Annotated in this window: 18 protein-coding genes; 6 read left to right on the top strand and 12 right to left on the bottom strand. The window is 56.9% G+C overall.

The window, feature by feature from the left end; genetic code table 11:
* Window positions 1–113: 113 nt before the first annotated feature.
* On the bottom strand, window positions 114–1,466 hold the full coding sequence (gene gorA, locus JZ655_RS19850) for a glutathione-disulfide reductase (RefSeq protein WP_207292572.1): 1,353 nt from the start codon (window positions 1,464–1,466) through the stop codon (window positions 114–116).
* A 71-nt stretch (window positions 1,467–1,537) separates the two neighbouring features.
* Window positions 1,538–2,380, bottom strand: coding sequence for a 23S rRNA (adenine(2030)-N(6))-methyltransferase RlmJ (locus JZ655_RS19845; protein ID WP_040078190.1), 843 nt, complete (start codon window positions 2,378–2,380; stop codon window positions 1,538–1,540).
* Between the two features lie 178 nt (window positions 2,381–2,558).
* Here JZ655_RS19845 and prlC point away from each other — a divergent pair, with 178 nt between their 5' ends.
* Both prlC and rsmJ read left to right on the top strand, forming a co-directional pair.
* Window positions 2,559–4,601, top strand: coding sequence for an oligopeptidase A (gene prlC, locus JZ655_RS19840; protein WP_207292571.1), 2,043 nt, complete (start codon window positions 2,559–2,561; stop codon window positions 4,599–4,601).
* An 8-nt stretch (window positions 4,602–4,609) separates the two neighbouring features.
* Window positions 4,610–5,365, top strand: coding sequence for a 16S rRNA (guanine(1516)-N(2))-methyltransferase RsmJ (gene rsmJ, locus JZ655_RS19835; protein WP_207292570.1), 756 nt, complete (start codon window positions 4,610–4,612; stop codon window positions 5,363–5,365).
* Window positions 5,366–5,455: 90 nt separating this feature from the next.
* On the opposite strand, the gene uspA is transcribed toward rsmJ, so the two are convergent.
* Window positions 5,456–5,893, bottom strand: a complete 438-nt coding sequence (gene uspA / locus JZ655_RS19830; protein WP_003861223.1) for a universal stress protein UspA — start codon at window positions 5,891–5,893, stop codon at window positions 5,456–5,458.
* Between the two features lie 285 nt (window positions 5,894–6,178).
* On the opposite strand from uspA, the gene uspB reads away from it, so the two are divergent.
* Window positions 6,179–6,514, top strand: a complete 336-nt coding sequence (gene uspB / locus JZ655_RS19825) for a universal stress protein UspB (RefSeq protein WP_003861224.1) — start codon at window positions 6,179–6,181, stop codon at window positions 6,512–6,514.
* Between the two features lie 53 nt (window positions 6,515–6,567).
* On the opposite strand, the gene pitA is transcribed toward uspB, so the two are convergent.
* Window positions 6,568–8,067: an inorganic phosphate transporter PitA gene (gene pitA, locus JZ655_RS19820; protein WP_040078196.1), complete on the bottom strand. Its 1,500-nt coding sequence runs from the start codon at window positions 8,065–8,067 to the stop codon at window positions 6,568–6,570.
* Between the two features lie 230 nt (window positions 8,068–8,297).
* Between pitA and JZ655_RS19815 the strand changes: the two genes are divergently transcribed.
* The gene (locus JZ655_RS19815) at window positions 8,298–9,491 is read left to right on the top strand and encodes a BaiN/RdsA family NAD(P)/FAD-dependent oxidoreductase (protein WP_046886810.1); all 1,194 of its coding nucleotides are present in this window, start codon (window positions 8,298–8,300) and stop codon (window positions 9,489–9,491) included.
* Window positions 9,492–9,753: 262 nt separating this feature from the next.
* Window positions 9,754–10,782, top strand: a complete 1,029-nt coding sequence (locus JZ655_RS19810; protein WP_040078198.1) for a TerC/Alx family metal homeostasis membrane protein — start codon at window positions 9,754–9,756, stop codon at window positions 10,780–10,782.
* A gap of 52 nt (window positions 10,783–10,834) precedes the next feature.
* Here JZ655_RS19810 and JZ655_RS19805 read toward each other — a convergent pair whose 3' ends face one another.
* From JZ655_RS19805 to JZ655_RS19795, 3 genes are all read right to left on the bottom strand, one after another.
* A complete protein-coding gene (locus JZ655_RS19805; protein ID WP_080346650.1) occupies window positions 10,835–11,497 on the bottom strand; it encodes an HAD family hydrolase in 663 nt (220 codons plus the stop codon).
* A 105-nt stretch (window positions 11,498–11,602) separates the two neighbouring features.
* Complete coding sequence (locus tag JZ655_RS19800) at window positions 11,603–12,397, bottom strand: SDR family NAD(P)-dependent oxidoreductase (RefSeq protein ID WP_046886837.1); 795 nt, start codon at window positions 12,395–12,397, stop codon at window positions 11,603–11,605.
* A gap of 54 nt (window positions 12,398–12,451) precedes the next feature.
* Entirely contained in the window at window positions 12,452–13,312 is an 861-nt protein-coding gene (locus JZ655_RS19795; RefSeq protein WP_207292569.1) for a LysR family transcriptional regulator, read from the bottom strand.
* 96 nt (window positions 13,313–13,408) lie between these two features.
* Between JZ655_RS19795 and JZ655_RS19790 the strand changes: the two genes are divergently transcribed.
* On the top strand, window positions 13,409–13,918 hold the full coding sequence (locus JZ655_RS19790) for a phenolic acid decarboxylase (protein ID WP_207293887.1): 510 nt from the start codon (window positions 13,409–13,411) through the stop codon (window positions 13,916–13,918).
* Between the two features lie 6 nt (window positions 13,919–13,924).
* On the opposite strand, the gene acpT is transcribed toward JZ655_RS19790, so the two are convergent.
* From acpT to JZ655_RS19765, 5 genes are read right to left on the bottom strand one after another with little or no spacing between them, the layout of a single operon-like run.
* On the bottom strand, window positions 13,925–14,506 hold the full coding sequence (gene acpT / locus JZ655_RS19785) for a 4'-phosphopantetheinyl transferase AcpT (protein WP_207292568.1): 582 nt from the start codon (window positions 14,504–14,506) through the stop codon (window positions 13,925–13,927).
* A 3-nt stretch (window positions 14,507–14,509) separates the two neighbouring features.
* Window positions 14,510–15,739 (bottom strand): beta-ketoacyl-ACP synthase, encoded by a 1,230-nt coding sequence (locus JZ655_RS19780; protein ID WP_207292567.1) that lies wholly within the window; start codon window positions 15,737–15,739, stop codon window positions 14,510–14,512.
* A complete protein-coding gene (locus JZ655_RS19775; RefSeq protein ID WP_207292566.1) occupies window positions 15,736–16,467 on the bottom strand; it encodes a 3-ketoacyl-ACP reductase FabG2 in 732 nt (243 codons plus the stop codon). The genes JZ655_RS19780 and JZ655_RS19775 overlap by 4 nt, the downstream gene beginning before the upstream one ends.
* The gene (locus JZ655_RS19770) at window positions 16,464–16,937 is read right to left on the bottom strand and encodes a hotdog family protein (RefSeq protein ID WP_207292565.1); all 474 of its coding nucleotides are present in this window, start codon (window positions 16,935–16,937) and stop codon (window positions 16,464–16,466) included. Before JZ655_RS19770 ends, JZ655_RS19775 begins: the two co-directional genes overlap by 4 nt.
* Entirely contained in the window at window positions 16,934–18,100 is a 1,167-nt protein-coding gene (locus tag JZ655_RS19765; protein WP_207292564.1) for a beta-ketoacyl-[acyl-carrier-protein] synthase family protein, read from the bottom strand. The genes JZ655_RS19770 and JZ655_RS19765 overlap by 4 nt, the downstream gene beginning before the upstream one ends.
* Between the last annotated feature and the right edge of the window lies 1 nt (window position 18,101).

Raw genomic sequence — 18,101 nt, 5'->3', positions numbered from 1 at the left:
CATCCCCTGTGGCAGCCCACAAGGATGATGCGTTGTCTTTTATTTCATCACGCCAAAAAAAAAACTGGCCGTTGCGCGGCCAGTTTTGGTAAAGCACTCTCCTGCGCAAACAATCAGCGCATGGTAACGAACTCTTCCGCCGCCGTCGGGTGAATCGCAACGGTGTTATCAAAGTCTTTCTTGGTTGCGCCCATCTTCAGCGCCACCGCGAAGCCCTGCAGGATCTCGTCCATGCCGAAGCCAATACCGTGAATGCCGACGATTTTCTCTTCCGGACCAACACAAACCAGCTTCATACGGCAAGGCTGGCGATGAGAGGTGACCGCCGTGTACATGGCAGTAAACGACGATTTGTAGACTTTGACCTGCTCGTTACCATACTGCTCGCGCGCCTGCGGCTCGGTTAAGCCAACGGTGCCGATAGGCGGATGGCTGAAGACCACGGTCGGGATATTGCTGTAATCCAGATGCTCGTCCGGCTTGTTGTTAAACAGACGCTCGGAGAGGCGACGGCCCGCCGCAACGGCAACCGGCGTCAGCTCAACCGCGCCGGTGTTATCGCCAACGGCGTAGATGCCCGATACGCTGGTGTTCTGGAATTTGTCGACAACGATGTAACCTTTTTCATCAGTTTTAACGCCGGTTACCGCCAGGTTGAAGTTGTCATTGGCGGGTTCGCGACCAATTGCCCAGATCAGGCAATCTACGGTCTGGCTACGGCCATCTTCAAGCTCCAGCGTCAGGCTACCGTCGGCATTTTTCACTACCGCTTTCGGTACGGCATTGGTGTGCAGGGTTGGCCCTTCCGCGTTCATCACTTCGACCAGGGTCTCAACGATCAGCGGGTCGAAGCTGCGCAGCGGCGCATGTTTACGCACGAACAGGTGCGCTTCTGCGCCCAGGCCGTTAATTACGCCAGCCAGCTCAACGGCGATGTAGCCCGCACCGACAACGGCAACGCGCTTAGGCAGAGCAGGCAGTTCGAAGAAGCCGTCAGAGTCGATACCGTACTCCACGCCCGGAATGTTCGGGTGGCTCGGACGACCGCCGGTGGCGATCAGGATATGATCGGCGGTGATCGTCTCGCCGTTCACTTCGATCGTTTTTGCATCCACAAAGCGGGCGAAACCGCGGATCACGTCAACGTTGTTCTTGCCCAGCACGTTATCGTACGAGGTGTGAATACGGTCGATGTAAGCGGTACGGCTGGCGATCAACTTATCCCAGTCGAAGTGGTTAAGGGTCGTGTCAAAGCCATAATCCGGGCCATACATATGGATAGCTTCGCGGATCTGCGCCGCGTGCCACATCACTTTCTTCGGTACACAACCCACGTTTACGCAGGTGCCGCCTAACTCTTTGGCTTCAATCAGCGCACACTTCTGGCCATACATGGCCGCACGGTTAATAGAGGCGATGCCGCCGCTGCCGCCGCCAATGGCGATGTAGTCATAATGCTTGCTCATGAGTCTTATCCTTAATATCTGGTTGGCGCGATTGTATACCTGAAATCAATAGTTTCCACCGATGCCTGCAATTACTCCGGCACGATCCAACTGACGGTGGCGTGGCCGGTTCCCGCTGGCACCAGGGTTTTGTGCAGCCACGGCAGCACGTTATTCATCTGCGCTTCGAGCTTCCACGGCGGGTTAATGACAATCATGCCGGAGGCAGTCATACCGCGTTGATCGCTGTCCGGACGGACGGCCAGCTCAATTTGCAGGATTTTGCGGATGCCGGTCGCTTCGAGGTCTTTGATCATGCGCTTGATTTGCGCGCGCAATACCACCGGATACCACAGGGCGTAGGTGCCGGTGGCAAAGCGTTTGTAACCTTCGTTGATGCCGGTTACCACCGCCTGATAATCGGTTTTAATTTCGTACGGCGGGTCGATCAGCACCAGACCGCGACGGGAGACCGGCGGCAGTTTAGCCTTCAGTTGCTGATAGCCATCAGCCTTATCTACCCGGGCGCGGTTGTCTTTCTGGAATTCAGAACGCAGCAGCGGGAAGTCGCTCGGGTGCAACTCAGTCAACTGCAGGCTGTCCTGCTCGCGCAGCAACTGGCGGGCAATCAGCGGGGAACCGGGGTAGTAGCGCAGCTGGCCGTTGCGGTTGAAATGATTAACCACGCCGATATAGGGCTCCAGCTCGGCAGGCAGGTCGTCCTGCTGCCAGATGCGGGCAATACCTTCCAGATATTCACCGGTGCGCTCGGCATGTTCGCCGCTCAGTTGATAGCGGCCCGCGCCGGCATGGGTGTCCAGATAGAGAAAGGGTTTATCTTTCTCTTTCAGCGCTTCAATGATCAAGCTCTGAACAGTGTGTTTAAGGACGTCGGCGTGGTTGCCCGCGTGGAAGCTATGGCGATAACTGAGCATGGGTAAAGGTGTTCCATCAGGTAAAAAAAAGCGTATCGCCACAGTATACAGAAAAGTCGCCACCGCCGCGAAAGCGCAACGCCCGGTATTGAAATCCTCTACACTTACCCCCATTACTGACCCATATGCACAGCGCCGGATGCGCGCTTCACTTACCCTATTTAACAGGACAGCGTTTATGACCAATCCATTACTGACGCCTTTTTCCCTGCCGCCATTTTCTAAAATTCTCCCTGAGCATGTGGTGCCTACCGTTACCGAAGCGCTGGGCAACTGCCGCGCAGCGGTAGAGAGCGTGGTGGCGCAGGGCGGGCCGTACACCTGGGAAAATCTGTGTCAGCCGCTGGCCGAGGTGGACGACGTGCTGGGGCGCATTTTCTCGCCGGTGAGCCACCTGAACTCGGTGAAAAACAGCCCGGAACTGCGCGAAGCCTATGAACAAACCCTGCCGCTGCTCTCCGAGTACAGCACTTGGGTCGGCCAGCACGAGGGGCTGTATAAAGCCTACCGCGACCTGCGCGACGGCGACCATTACGCCGCCATGAATACCGCCCAGAAAAAATCGGTCGATAATGCCCTGCGTGATTTTGAACTGTCCGGTATCGGGCTGCCAAAAGAGAAACAACAACGCTATGGCGAAATCGCCGCCCGTCTGTCCGAGCTGGGTAACCAGTACAGCAACAACGTACTCGACGCCACCATGGGCTGGACGAAGCTGATTACCGACGAAGCGGAGCTGGCCGGGATGCCGGAAAGCGCGCTGGCCGCGGCAAAAGCCCAGGCCGAAGCGAAAGAGCAGGAAGGGTTCCTGCTGACGCTGGATATCCCGAGCTACCTGCCAGTGATGACCTACTGCGACAACCAGGCTCTGCGTGAAGAGATGTACCGCGCCTACAGCACGCGTGCGTCCGATCAGGGGCCGAATGCCGGTAAATGGGATAACAGCCCGGTGATGGCCGAAATCCTTGCCCTGCGTCACGAGCTGGCGCAGCTGCTGGGCTTTGAAAACTATGCCGACAAATCTCTCGCCACCAAAATGGCGGAGAACCCGCAGCAGGTGCTGGACTTCCTGACCGATCTCGCCAAACGCGCCCGTCCGCAGGGTGAGAAAGAGCTGGCCCAGCTGCGCGCCTTCGCGAAAGCGGAGTTCGGCGTGGACGAACTGCAGCCGTGGGACATTGCTTACTACAGCGAAAAACAGAAACAGCACCTCTACAGCATCAGCGATGAGCTGCTGCGCCCGTACTTCCCGGAAAACAAAGCCGTGAATGGCCTGTTCGAAGTGGTGCAGCGTATCTACGGCATCACCGCCAAAGAGCGCAAAGATATCGACGTCTGGCATCCGGATGTGCGTTTCTTCGAGCTGTATGACGAGAAAAATGAATTGCGCGGCAGCTTCTACCTCGATCTCTATGCGCGTGAAAACAAGCGCGGCGGGGCGTGGATGGATGACTGCGTGGGCCAGATGCGTAAAGCGGACGGTACTCTGCAGAAGCCGGTTGCCTACCTGACCTGTAACTTCAACCGTCCGGTGAGCGGCAAACCGGCGCTCTTTACCCACGATGAAGTGATCACCCTGTTCCACGAGTTCGGTCACGGTCTGCACCACATGCTGACCCGCATCGAAACCGCGGGTGTCGCCGGTATCAGCGGTGTGCCGTGGGATGCGGTCGAGCTGCCGAGCCAGTTTATGGAAAACTGGTGCTGGGAGCCGGACGCGCTGGCGTTTATCTCCGGCCATTATGAGACCGGCGAACCGCTGCCGAAAGAACTGCTGGATAAAATGCTGGCGGCGAAAAACTATCAGGCGGCGATGTTTATTCTGCGCCAGCTGGAGTTCGGCCTGTTCGATTTCCGTCTGCACGCCGAGTTCAGCCCGGAGCAGGGGGCGAAAATCCTTGAAACGCTGGCCGAGATTAAAAAGCAGGTCGCCGTTATTCCCGGGCCAACCTGGGGTCGCTTCCCGCACGCGTTCAGCCACATCTTTGCGGGCGGCTACGCAGCGGGTTACTACAGCTACCTGTGGGCCGACGTGCTGGCGGCGGATGCTTACTCCCGCTTCGAAGAAGAGGGGATTTTCAACCGCGAAACCGGGCAGTCGTTCCTCGACAACATCCTGACCCGTGGCGGTTCCGAAGAGCCGATGGAGCTGTTCAAACGCTTCCGTGGCCGTGAGCCGCAGCTGGATGCGATGCTGGAGCATTACGGTATTAAGGGTTAATTGCCGCAGTGAAAATTTGTTTGCTCGATGAAACAGGCGCCGGAGACGGCGCCTTATCTGTTCTGGCCGCCCGCTGGGGGCTGGAGCACGATGATGAAAACCCGATGGCGCTGGTAATGACGACAACGCATCTGGAACTGCGCAAGCGCGACGAACCGAAGCTCGGCGGCATTTTTGTCGATTTTGTCGGCGGGGCGATGGCGCACCGGCGCAAGTTTGGCGGCGGTCGCGGCGAAGCGGTTGCCAAAGCGGTCGGCATCAAAGGCAGTTATCTGCCGGACGTGGTGGATGCCACGGCAGGGCTAGGACGCGATGCGTTTGTGCTGGCCTCGGTGGGCTGTCGAGTGCGAATGCTGGAGCGTAACCCGGTAGTGGCAGCATTGCTGGACGACGGATTAGCGCGCGGCTATGCGGACCCGGAGATTGGCCCATGGCTGCAAGAGCGCCTGCAATTGATCCACGCCTCCAGCCTGACGGCGCTGACTGACATCGCACCACGCCCGCAGGTGGTCTATCTCGACCCCATGTTCCCGCATAAGCAGAAAAGTGCGCTGGTGAAGAAAGAGATGCGGGTGTTTCAGTCGCTGGTGGGACCGGATCTGGATGCGGATGGGCTGCTGGCACCTGCCCGGCTGCTGGCGACAAAGCGTGTGGTGGTGAAACGTCCGGACTACGCACCGCCGCTGGCGGATGTGGCGACCACCAACGCGGTGACCACGAAAGGGCATCGGTTTGATATTTATTCTGGTACGCCGGACATATAGTGCGGTCTGATACCCTTACCCCAGCCCCTCCCCCACGGGGAGAGGGGCTCGATCATTCCCTCTCCTGTGGGAGAGGGGCAAACGTTTTATTTACTCGTCTTCTTCGTCACGCAGCGGAACAATCAGCATATCCACGTGCACGGTATTGATCAGCTGGCGCGCGGAAGACATCAGCTTGCTCCAGAAGTCCTGATGATGACCGCAAACCACCAGGTCCATATCGTATTTCTTAATCGCATCAACCAGCACCTGACCGAGGTCGCCGCTACCGCTCAGGGTCTCGGTAATCGGGTAACCCGCATTCGTTGAAAGTTCGCTCAGGGCGTGGTGAGTCTCTTCAGAAATACGCTTCTGCATATCCCCAAGATTGACATCGATGAGGCCGGTATAGAGATCGGAGTAGTTAACGTCGACGTGAATCAGGGATACTTTCGCATTATACGGACGTGCCATGGATACGGCTTTATCGACCAGCACTTTGCTCTCCGGGGAGAGATCGACTGCGATAAGAATATGTTTGTAAGCCATAGTGTTACTCCTTCCTTAAGTGATCGATGACCAGCGCATTCAGCCGCTGTCTACCTGCTCTCATTACGGCCCAGTTGAACAAATTTTTCAAGCATTGGTGTTGATAACGATTAACCTTGTGGCAAAAAAATTAACGGATCTCCTACACTATTGATTAAGCCGGTCGGATATTAAAACGTTAACCCGTCCGGTTTCGTGTGACTCTTTCACTGAGCGGTCTGTCAGGGTATCGGGGAGCGGTAGTCCCGAAGCGTTGCTTCGTGGGCGTGTCGCCGGGGAGGAGGTATGATTAGCACCGTCGCATTATTTTGGGCGTTATGTGTAGTTTGCATCGTAAATATGGCGCGCTACTTCTCATCGCTACGCGCGCTACTGGTCGTTCTTCGTGGTTGCGATCCATTGCTTTATCAGTATGTGGACGGTGGAGGGTTCTTCACCTCGCATGGACAGCCCAGCAAACAGATGCGTCTGGTGGGGTATATCTACTACCAGCGTTACCGCGATCATCATGATGAAGAGTTTATCCGGCGCTGCGAGCGCCTGCGTCGTCAGTTCATTTTAACCAGTGCGCTGTGTGGCCTGGTGGTGGTGAGTATGATTGCGTTGATGATCTGGCACTGAACAAAAAAAAGCGGGTCAGTTTCCTGGCCCGCTTTTTTTGTCTCTGCCTGCGATTAGAGGAACTGCAGAGATATCCAGTACAGACCGCCAGAGAGCAGGATAGACGCCGGAAGGGTAAACACCCAGGCCATCAGGATGTTAGTCACGGTTTTGCGCTGCAAACCGCCGCCATCAACGATCATGGTACCTGCCACGGACGAAGAGAGTACGTGGGTTGTAGAGACCGGCATACCGGTATAACTCGCCAGACCGATAGAAACGGCGGCGGTCATCTGCGCGGACATCCCTTGCGCATAGGTCATGCCTTTCTTACCGATCTTCTCGCCGATGGTGGTCGCCACGCGGCGCCAGCCAATCATCGTACCCACGCCCAACGCTAACGCGACCGCCATGATGATCCAGATTGGCGCGTATTCGATAGTGTTCAGCATGTCGCCTTTCAGTTTCTTCAGCAGACGTTTGTCGTCAGCGTTCACGTCAGGCAGCTTGCCCACTTTGTCGGTCACGTCGGAGATGCACAGCATAATGCGGCGCAGCTGGCTACGTTGCTCGACAGAGAGTTTGTCGTAGCTTTCGACATCCGTCAGCATGCCTTTCGCCCGTTCCAGCGCGCTTACTGCGTTAGCCGGGTGGCAGTGGAACTCACCCGGTGCCGTAGTTGCCCCCGCGTCCGGAGACGGGATTAACTGATCCACGCCGGTCGCTTGTTTGAGCAGCTCAGGACGCTGCTGGAAGAAGGTTTCCACGTTGTTGACCGCATCGCGCGTACGGGTGATTTCGTAGCCCGTGGCGTTCATATTCACCACAAAGCCCGCCGGTGCCACGCCAATCAGGACCAGCATCACCAGACCAATGCCTTTTTGACCGTCGTTAGCGCCGTGAGAGAACGCAACGCCGATGGCAGAAATGATCAGGGCGATACGTGTCCAGAATGGTGGCTTTTTCTTGCCATCTTTCTTTTCACGCTCGGCCGGCGTCAGGTGGATACGGGCCCGTTTTTTGGTGCCGCTCCAGTAACGACGCAGCAGGAAAATCAAGCCACCTGCGACCACCAGACCAACTATAGGAGAGATAATCAGGGAGCCGAAAATACCCACGACTTTGGGGATGTTCAGCGCGTCCACCACCGAGGTGCCCGTCATCAGTGCATTGGTTAAACCAATACCGATAATCGCGCCAATCAGGGTATGTGAACTGGAGGCTGGCAGGCCAAAATACCAGGTACCGAGGTTCCAGATAATTGCGGCAAACAGCAGGGAGAATACCATGGCAAGGCCATGGCCGGAGCTGACGTTCAACAGGAGATCCGTTGGCAGCATATGCACGATTGCGTAAGCTACACTCAGACCTCCAAGCAGAACGCCAAAGAAGTTAGCCACCGCCGCCATGACAACCGCAACCTGCGAGCGCATAGCACGTGTATAGATAACCGTTGCCACTGCGTTCGCCGTGTCATGGAAGCCGTTAATCGCTTCGTAGAACAAAACAAATGCCAGAGCAAGCAATAATAAAAGCCCGGTATGCAGATCCAGGCCAGCAAACAAATGTAGCATAGGACGTTACGCCATCTTGGGGACATGAACGCGGCGCATTATCCAGGACAAATGCGCAACGGGCAAAGTGAAATATAGCTTTTTTTTGATTTACTGACTGAATTAAGCGTAGCACTAAAACAATATTTTATTACATTTCAACGAAATGAATAAAAATCAGGTTATTAACGCTGGTAGGGCCACCGACGAAACTTTACAATTCGCGCCCTGTGAATCTGGAGGATTAAGACGTGGAAAGGTTTGATGCCATCATTATTGGTGCCGGTGCGGCGGGAATGTTCTGTGCGGCAATGGCCGGACAGGCAGGGCGTCGCATTTTGCTGCTGGACAATGGCAAAAAACCTGGGCGTAAAATCCTGATGTCAGGCGGTGGGCGCTGCAATTTTACTAACCTTTATGTTGAGCCTGCTGCCTATCTCAGCCAAAACCGTCATTTTTGCAAATCTGCCCTGGCGCGCTACACCCAATGGGACTTTATCGACCTTGTGGGTAAACATAATATCGCCTGGCATGAAAAGACGCTCGGTCAACTGTTTTGCGACGATTCTGCGCAGCAAATTGTCGATATGCTCGTCGCTGAGTGTAATAAAGGCGGTGTTACTCTTCGTTTACGCACCGAAGTGTTAGAAGTAACCCGCGATGAGCAGGGCTACACCCTGCAACTGAACGGTGAAACCGTTCAGGCGGCGAGTCTGGTCATTGCCAGCGGCGGCCTGTCGATGCCGGGGCTGGGGGCGTCGCCATTTGGTTACAAAATCGCCGAGCAGTTTGGCCTGAAAGTTTTACCGACCCGCGCCGGGCTGGTGCCGTTTACTCTCCATAAGCCGCTGCTCGAGCAGTTGCAAACCCTCTCTGGCGTTTCGGTGCCGTCGGTGATCACCGCCGAAGACGGCACCGTTTTTCGTGAAAATCTGCTCTTTACCCACCGTGGCCTTTCCGGTCCGGCGGTATTACAAATTTCCAGCTACTGGCTGCCCGGTGAGTTCGTAACGGTGAACCTGCTGCCGGAGTGCGACCTGGCGGCGTTTCTCGATGAGCAGCGTGCGGCGCATCCGAATCAGAGCCTCAAAAATACCCTTGCCATTCACTTGCCGAAACGGCTGGTGGAGTGCCTGATCTTGTTGGGCCAGATTCCTGATATCACGTTAAAACAGCTCAACAGCCGCGATCAACAGACGCTTGTCGATACCCTTACGCAGTGGCGAGTGCAGCCTAACGGCACCGAAGGCTATCGCACCGCAGAAGTTACCCTCGGCGGCGTAGATACCCATGAACTCTCTTCCAGAACAATGGAAGCCCGTAATGTGCCAGGCCTCTACTTTATTGGCGAAGTGATGGACGTTACCGGCTGGCTGGGCGGTTACAATTTCCAGTGGGCATGGGCCAGCGCCTGGGCCTGCGCGCAGGCGCTGGCGGAAAAGTAAAACCTGCCAGACGCCCCGTTGTGAGATAAAATATACCCGTTATCCTTCAAGCTGCAGCTGCGTTGGCTTTGTTACCCGGCTCCTCCCCGGAGCTAGTCTTTTAAGGCCAGCATAAGCGTTTTAGTCCGCAGCTTGAATGATGCAGGGTAGTGAATTCCCGCCCCCGAGCGGGATTTTTATTTTATTAAGGGTAAAGAGACCATTTAACGGTCCGCCCTTTTCTTTGCTGCATGGTGTGTCTGGTTCTCAAAAAGGGTTGTATATGGCATCTGCTCATCTCGGTTTCCCTACGGAAACCGTTGTTGTCTTTGTTGTGATGGCTGTCGGGGCGATGTTTATCGACCTCTTCATGCACCGTCACGACAAACCGATCTCGTTAAAAAGCGCCGCGATGTGGTCCATCTTCTGGGTCATGATGGCGATGGCCTTCGCTGGTTTTCTCTATGTTCACCACGGCGCGGAAATGGCCAGTCTGTTCCTCACCGGTTATGCCCTCGAGGAGGTTCTCTCGGTCGATAACCTGTTTGTGATGATGGCGATCTTCGCCTGGTTCGGCGTGCCGGATAAGTATCGCCACCGCGTGCTCTACTGGGGCGTGTTAGGGGCGATCGTGTTCCGTGGGATCTTCGTGGCAATCGGCACCAGCCTGTTGAGCCTGGGGCCCTACGTGGAGGTGGTTTTTGCGCTCATCGTTGCCTGGACGGCGGTGATGATGCTTAAACGTGGCGAAGAGCAGGATGAAGTGGAAGATTATTCCAACCATCTGGCCTACCGTCTGGTGAAACGCTTCTATCCCGTCTGGCCAAAGATCAGCAGCCACAAGTTTCTTCTGACGCAGAAAGAGGTGGATGCTGAACTGGAAAAACCGGAAAACCAGGAGGTGATGGTCGGACGCGTGAAGAAGGCGAAGCGCTATGCCACGCCGCTGCTGCTTTGTGTGGCAGTTGTTGAGCTTTCCGATGTGATGTTTGCGTTCGATTCGGTGCCGGCCATTATCGCCGTAAGCCGCGAACCGCTGATTATCTACAGCGCCATGATGTTTGCCATCCTCGGCCTGCGTACGCTCTACTTTGTGCTGGAAGCGTTGAAGCAGTATCTGGTGCACCTGGAAAAAGCGGTAGTGCTGCTGCTGTTCTTCGTGGCCTTTAAGCTGGGGCTTAACGCCACCGACCATTTCTGGCATCACGGCTATGGCATTGGGGCAACCGCCAGCCTGTTTGTGGTACTGGGGGTACTGGCGCTCGGTATTGTGGCGAGTCTGTTGTTCCCCGGGAAACGGAACGCAAGTTAAACGCAAAACGGCAACCTCTGGGTTGCCGTTTTCGTCTCTGCCCGAAAGGAGCTTAATTTTTGATGGGCGAATTCCTGCGCGCGCGCGCCGGATGGAAATGCCGCCAGTGCGGATCTTGCGCCGCAGCCAGCAGCTCGTGATCGCCACGGGTATCGCCCCAGGCGCGCAGATGGTACTGGGTGAGATCGCCATATACCTTCTCCAGTCTGGCGACCTTCTGTGCACAGCGGCAATTGTGGCCGGTAATCTTCCCGGTCAGCTTACCCTCTTTCACTTCCAGCTGGGTGCCAATCAATTTGATACCGAGTTTGTCGGCCCACGGCTGCAATACCAGCGCCGGAGAGGCAGAGCAGATCGTCACCTCAGCGCCAGCGTTCACTTCCGCGGCAACCGCCAGCACGCCCTGCGGACGCATCAGCTTTTTCCAGTACTTTTCACAAAATGCTTCCGCCTGCTGACGTAACCAGTGTTCATCTACCCCGGTGAGGAAGGTTTTGATTAACACCTCTTTCAGTTCATCGCGGGTCAGTTTGCGGCGCACACAGTGGAGCGTGGGCAGCGCCATGCGCACCAGGCGACCCGCAAAATAGCGTTTGCCAAAAGCAAAGCGCAGGAAGGGAATAAAGCTGTCGTGATGGGTTAATGTTCCATCAAAGTCGAAGACAGAGAGCACGGTGGACTTTGCCGTGGTCTCGTCGGCAATCATATTGGTCATAACTACGTCTTAGCGATAGAAAAGTTTCTGCCCGTCAGTTTACCTGTTTTAACCGACTATTTCTTAAACCGACGGGCGTTTTTTACAGCCCGATTGCGCTCAGGATCAGATAATGTCATCCACTACGCCGCCGTCCACGCGCAGCGCCGCGCCGGAGGTGGCTGAAGCCTGCTGCGAGCAGACATACACCACCATGTTCGCCACTTCCTCTACCGTGGCGGCACGCTGAATCACGGAGCTGGGGCGGTTGGCCATCACAAACTCTTTCGCCAGCGTTTCGAGCGATTTGCCGGTCTTCTCGATCTCATCTTTCATCATGTCGGCAAAGCCGTCAGAGAGCGTCGGCCCTGGCAGCACGCTGTTGACCGTTACGCCGCTACCGGCCACAAATTTCGCCAGCCCGCGCGCCAGCGACAGCTGCGCCGTTTTGCTCACCCCGTAATGGATCATATCTGCCGGAATATTGCAGGCGGACTCGGAGGAGATAAACACCACCCGGCCCCAGCCCTTGCGCACCATGCCGGGTAGCAGGGCGCGTGAAAGACGCACGCCAGACATCACGTTGGTCTGCCAGTAGCGATCCCAGGTTTCATCGTCGGTTGCATAGAAATCCTGCGGGCCGTAAATGCCGGCGTTATTGACCAGAATATCAACGTTCGATGCCGTCCGCAGAACCGCCTCTACCCCTTCCTGGGTGCTCAGATCGGCAACCGCCGCACGTACCGTTACGCCGGGGATCACCTGCTGTAACTGCTGAATCCCCTTGTTGACTGATTCGGTACTGCGGCCATTGATGATCACTTCGGCACCGCTTTCGGCCAGTCCTCTGGCAATGGCGAAGCCAATTCCACCGGTAGAAGCCGTTACCAGCGCCACTTTCCCCGTAAGATCAATTTTCACGGTCTGCTCCTTGTCATGATTGAAGTTCAGACCCATAAGCGTAGCAGTTCAGCGTTATGACGGCTGGCTGAAGAGGCGCAGTAAGGTATCGACCTGTTCATCGAGCGGGGTGAGGGTGCGTTTCACGATCAGATGAAGCGGCGTGGCGCGGCGTAAGCCGTGGCTCAGGGGGAGTACCTTCAAAACGCCGCTTTCCAGCTGCGGCTGGATGCGCTCTTCTGGCAACCAGCCATATCCCACCTGGTACATCACCGCTTCGATGGCGGCATCGATGGTCGAGAAGGTCCAGGCTTCACCACCCGCAGGGGCGGCGTGATCCTGTCCGGCTATCTGGATAAGAGGCCACGGACGCAGCATCTCATCATTGAGCGGCGCGTCGAGGGCAAACAGTGGGTGGTCCCGATGCGCCACGGCCACAAAATCAATATTCATGAGCCACTCGCCGCGCCCGGTCACATCCTGGCGACGGGTTAAGACCATCACGTCGGCTTCGCTTTCGGCCATCGCCTCACCGGCGTTTTCGAGAATTTCGGTCAGATGCACCTGGGTTTGCGGGTAGCGTTGCTGGAACTGACGCAGAATGGCAAAAAGATGGCGGCGAGGGAAGATACTGTCTACCACCAGATCCAGCCGGGTGCGCATCCCGTTTCGTAGCGTTGTGGCGTGATTTTCCAGCCAGGTGAAGGCCTTCAGCAACGGTTTCACCTGTTTTAGCAACAGTTCGCCTTCGGGCGTCAGCACGGCCCGACGGCCCTCCTGTACCAGCAGAGCCACGCCCAGCCGCTCTTGTAAGAGTGCCAGATTATAGCTGACGGAAGACTGGCTGCGGTGAGTCTCTTCGGCGGCCCGCGCAAAGCTGCCTAACGCAATCACGCGTTCAAGCAGGGCCCACTGTTCAAGGGTCGTTTTATGCATAACCTATCTAATTTTTGAATGAATTCGATTAAATCATAGCGTTATTCATCCAATTTTTGCAGGCGTAAGATGACCGCATTGAAACAGAGGAGAATCATTATGAGCCAGTTTGATAAATTTGATTTGAGCGGTTTCGTCGGTAAACATCTGGTTTATACCTATGATAACGGCTGGAACTACGAGATTTATGTCAAAAACGACCATACCCTCGACTACCGTATTCATAGCGGGATCGTGGCGAATCGCTGGGTTAAAGACCAACATGCTTACATTGTCCGCGTCGGCGAGAGTATTTATAAAATTTCCTGGACTGAACCGACCGGTACTGACGTGAGCCTGATAGTGAACCTCGGGGATAAACTGTTCCACGGCACGATCTTCTTCCCGCGTTGGGTGATGAATAACCCGGAAAAAACCGTCTGCTTCCAGAACGACCACCTGCCGCTGATGGCCGAATACCGTGAAGCGGGCCCGGCCTATCCGACGGAAGTGATCGATGAGTTCACGACTATCACCTTTGTTCGCGACTGCGGGGCGAATAACGATGCGGTGATCGCCTGTGCTGCCAGCGAGCTGCCGGCAGACTTTCCAGCGAACCTGAAATAAAGCGCGCTATACGACCTGTAGCGCTCCATCATGCAGGGGGAAGGGGGTAGGCGTACAGACGGCGAGACTGAGTGCACCGTACTGGAAGTGGCTAACGCTCAGGGCGGAATGGTAGGTGCTATCCACGCTGACAATCTGCCAGGCGCTGCCGCCGCGCTGCTTCACAATCGCCTCTTTGCGCGTCCAGATGCGCCAGAAAGCAGACAGTTTTGCCTCTGGCGCTTCCTCTTCTAGCTCCCGGTGTTCGGCCACGCTAAAGACGGCATTGGCCAGTGCCTGCCAGTTATCGCGTGGGCGCACCACTTCGATATCACAGCCCACTTCGCCTTCGTCACTCAGCAGCAAGGCGATATCATCACCGCTGTGGCTCAGATTGAACCAGAAGGGTTTGGCATCGACGAACGCAGGCTTTCCCTGTTCGCCAAAGACAATCTCCGGTAATGGGGCAGGGGATAATGCCCGGGTGAGCAGCGTCCTGCCCGCCAGCCAGGCTGCATGACGTGCGCCTTGCGGCGCCTGGTCTGACAGCGCTGATGCCAGAGGATCGGCGCTTAGTGTTGAAATCTTTCCCAGTAAAAACTGGTACATAGGTTAAGCCCAGCGTTTGATGATAAGAGAAGTATTAATGCCGCCAAAGGCGAAATTATTGCTTTGCAAATACTCGCAATCAATATGACGGGCTTCACCCATAATATAATCTAATGCGCCGCATTGCTCATCCGGTTCTCTTAAATTGAGCGTCGGCGCGAACCAACCTTCACGCATCATCTGCAAACTCATCCAGGCTTCCAGCGCGCCGCAGGCCCCCAGCGTGTGGCCAAAATAGCTTTTTAACGACGAAATCGGCACGTTATCCCCATAAATAGCAGCCGTTGCCAGACTTTCAGCCATATCTCCCCGATCGGTCGCGGTGCCGTGGGCTGAGATATACCCCATATCCAGCGGGCTTAAGCCTGCCATTTTCAGCGACTGCTCCATGCAAATCTGCATCGTCTCTTTCTGCGGCTGGGTGATATGCGCGGCGTCGCAGTTGGTGGCAAAGCCAACGATCTCGCCGTAAATCGTCGCTCCGCGCGCTTTGGCGTGCTCCAGCTCCTCCAGAATCAGCGTACCTGCCCCTTCGCCGATCACCAGACCGTCGCGCGAGGCATCAAAGGGGGAGGGGGTCGTTTTGGGCGCGTCGTTGCGCTGGCTGGTGGCGAACAGGGTGTCGAAGACCGCCGCCTCAGAGGGGCACAGCTCTTCGGCGCCGCCTGCGACCATCACCGTCTGGTAACCGTGACGAATCGCTTCCCACGCGTAGCCAATAGCCTGGCTGCCGGAGGTGCAGGCGCTGGAGGTAGGGATCACGCGGCCGCGCAGGCCAAAGAACAGCCCGGTATTGACCGCCGTGGTGTGCGGCATCATCTGCACGTAGGTGGTGCCGGTAATATTATTGGTGTGCTTTTCGGTCAGCATGGTGGCGAACTCGCTCACCGGACCGGTACTGCCGGTTGAGGAGCCATAGGCAATGCCGGTCTCCCCGTTGGTCAGCACCGCATCGCCAATCAGACCTGCCTGCTCAAGCGCCAGTTCGGTGGCGCGGGTCGACATCAGCGACACGCGGCCCATGGCGCGAATACGTTTACGGGTGTAGTGCTCCGGTAGCGTGAAATCGTCAATGGGGGCGCCAAGCAGGGTGTGCAGACCCGCGTAAACCTGCCACTCCGGCATTTTGCGTACCGCATTCTCATAGGCCTGCAGGCGAGCCGAGACCGACTGCCAGGTCTCACCAAAGGCGGTGACGCCGCCCATGCCTGTAATCACTACGCGACGCGTCATAGCATCCCTCCGTTAATGGAAATGACCTGGCGGGTAACATAGCCCGCAATGTCTGACATCAAATAGCTGGCCAGCCCGGCAACTTCATCCGCCTGGCCCATACGTTTCATGGGGATGAGGGACATCGCCTCTTTGAGTGCGGTCTCTTCCATCTCGATCATCCCGGTATCAATCAGCCCAGGGGCAATGCAGTTGACGGTGATTTTTCGTTTCGCCAGCTCAATGGCCAGGGCTTTTGTGGCCCCGATAATCCCCGCCTTGGCCGCGCTGTAGTTGACCTGGCCACGGTTGCCCATCACGCCGGAAACTGACGATAGCGTGATAATGCGCCCTCCGCGGCGGGTACCAATCATCGGCATAATGCAGGGGTGAATAACATTGTAAAAACTGTCGAGGTTAGTGTGGATCACGCTGTCCCAGTCATCTTCGCTTAGCGCCGGGAAGGCGCCATCACGAGTGATCCCGGCGTTGCTGACCACGCCGTACCAGGCACCAAAGGTGTCGATCTCGCGTTCCAGTACGTCGCGACACTGTTCGCGATTACCCACGTCAAAGGAGAGAACACGGCCACTGCCGCCCGCCTGCTGGATGGCTTCCAGCGTCTGCTGCGCGCCAGCATCGTCGCGGTGGTAATGCACGCCAACGGTAAACCCATCGGCGGCAAGTTTCAGGGCGATAGCCCGCCCAATGCCTTTACTGGCTCCGGTGACCAGAACGGAACGACTCATGTGCGTGCTCCCTGACTGAATAGTGATGTTAACTCTTCCTGTGTAGGCTGAAAGGTATTGACCCGGCCCGTGGCCAGCAACGCCTCGCCCGCAGTGATGGTGCATTCAAAACTGCCGAACCGCTCATCCTGCATCAGCAGTTTGACCGTGACAGCCAGCTCTTGACCGGCGGCAAACAGGCCCGCGGCGCACACCAGCTCACGGGCGCCCAGTACCATACCGAGCGAAATGGTGCTTTGCCCCTGCTGCTGACGATGCCAGCCGGACCAGACGCCAACGGTCTGCGCCATTAGCTCCAGGGCATACCAGCCCGGTAAGGCACCATCGGCATTAAGAAACGGGGCCAGTACCCCTGTGTGATTTACCGTGACGCGGCAGACGGCAGACTCGTCGGTGACCTGTTCCACCGTTTCAAGCAGCAGCATGGGCGCGTCGTGCGGCAGATAGTCCACCGGCAATAGATAACTCATGACACTCTCCCCAGCAGGATGCTGGCATTGTTGCCGCCAAAGGCGAACGAGTTGGACAAAATCACCGGTTTCTCGAGCGCGACCGCATAGTGCAGCAGGCCGCACGCCGGTAAGGTGGGATCGGGGGCGTAGCGGCTAAAGTCTTGCGCCGGCAGCGGCAGGTCGCGGGTAAGGATCAGCCAGGTGAGGGCGGCTTCGGTAATGCCCGCCGCGCCCAGGGTGTGCCCGGTCAGATGTTTCGTTGAGCTGCAGGGCACGCTGTCGGAAAAGAGATCATGGACCACCTGCGACTCAATCTGATCGTTGAGCGGCGTGGCGGTACCGTGAAGGTTGATGTAGCCCACGTCTGCAGTCGTCAGTCCGGCATCGTTCAGCGCCTGCTGAATGGCGCGAATAGCGCCTTCGCCCTGCGGATGCGGCGCAGAAATATGGTACGCGTCGCTCGATTCACCCGTCCCGAGCAGGGCCACCGGCTGCGGCTCGCGGGTGAGCACCATCAGGCCAGCCGCTTCGCCAATGGTGATGCCGTGGCGATCGCGACCAAAAGGCTCGCACAGCGTGGGCGAGAACGACTCCAGGCTGTTAAAACCATTCACCGGCATGCGGCTTAGCGTATCGGCCCCGCCGACAATGGCGACATCCACCAGCCCGGACTCGATCAGGCGACGCCCGCTGATGATAGCTCTGGCGCTGGAGGAGCAGGCCGTAGAGAGGGTATAGGCGGGCCCTTCCAGCGCCAGCCAGTTCGCGAGAAAGCGGGAAGGATCGCCCAACTCCTGCTGCGAGTACTGCCAGCGAAGGCTGGCCTCACCGTTGAGTGACAGACGCACATGCTCATCGCCCTCGTCCAGCCCGGATGTGCTGGTGCCGAGGATCACCGCCACGCGGTCACGACCAACGCGGGCAATAGCATCGTCGACGGCAGGCTGGATTTGCGCCAGCGCCGCCAGCAGTAGTTGATTATTACGGGTGCGGTGCGGCGCAAAGTCGTCCGGTATGGGGGGCAATTCGCCCTCCACGCCGCCCAGTATGGCATCCTGCCCCTGAAGCCATCCTGCGCGGGTGTGCATGCCGGGAGCGATGCCGCGGATCAGGTTAGCCGCAATCTCGTCGGGGTTATTACCCAGCGCGTTGACCATGCCAACGGCAGATATGTAGATCATC

Origin of the sequence: Leclercia pneumoniae (assembly GCF_017348915.1) — a bacterium.
GTDB classification, from domain to species: domain Bacteria; phylum Pseudomonadota; class Gammaproteobacteria; order Enterobacterales; family Enterobacteriaceae; genus Enterobacter; species Enterobacter pneumoniae.
The sequence above is the reverse complement of the archived record's forward strand: the minus strand, read 5'-3'. Positions and strand labels throughout refer to the sequence as shown.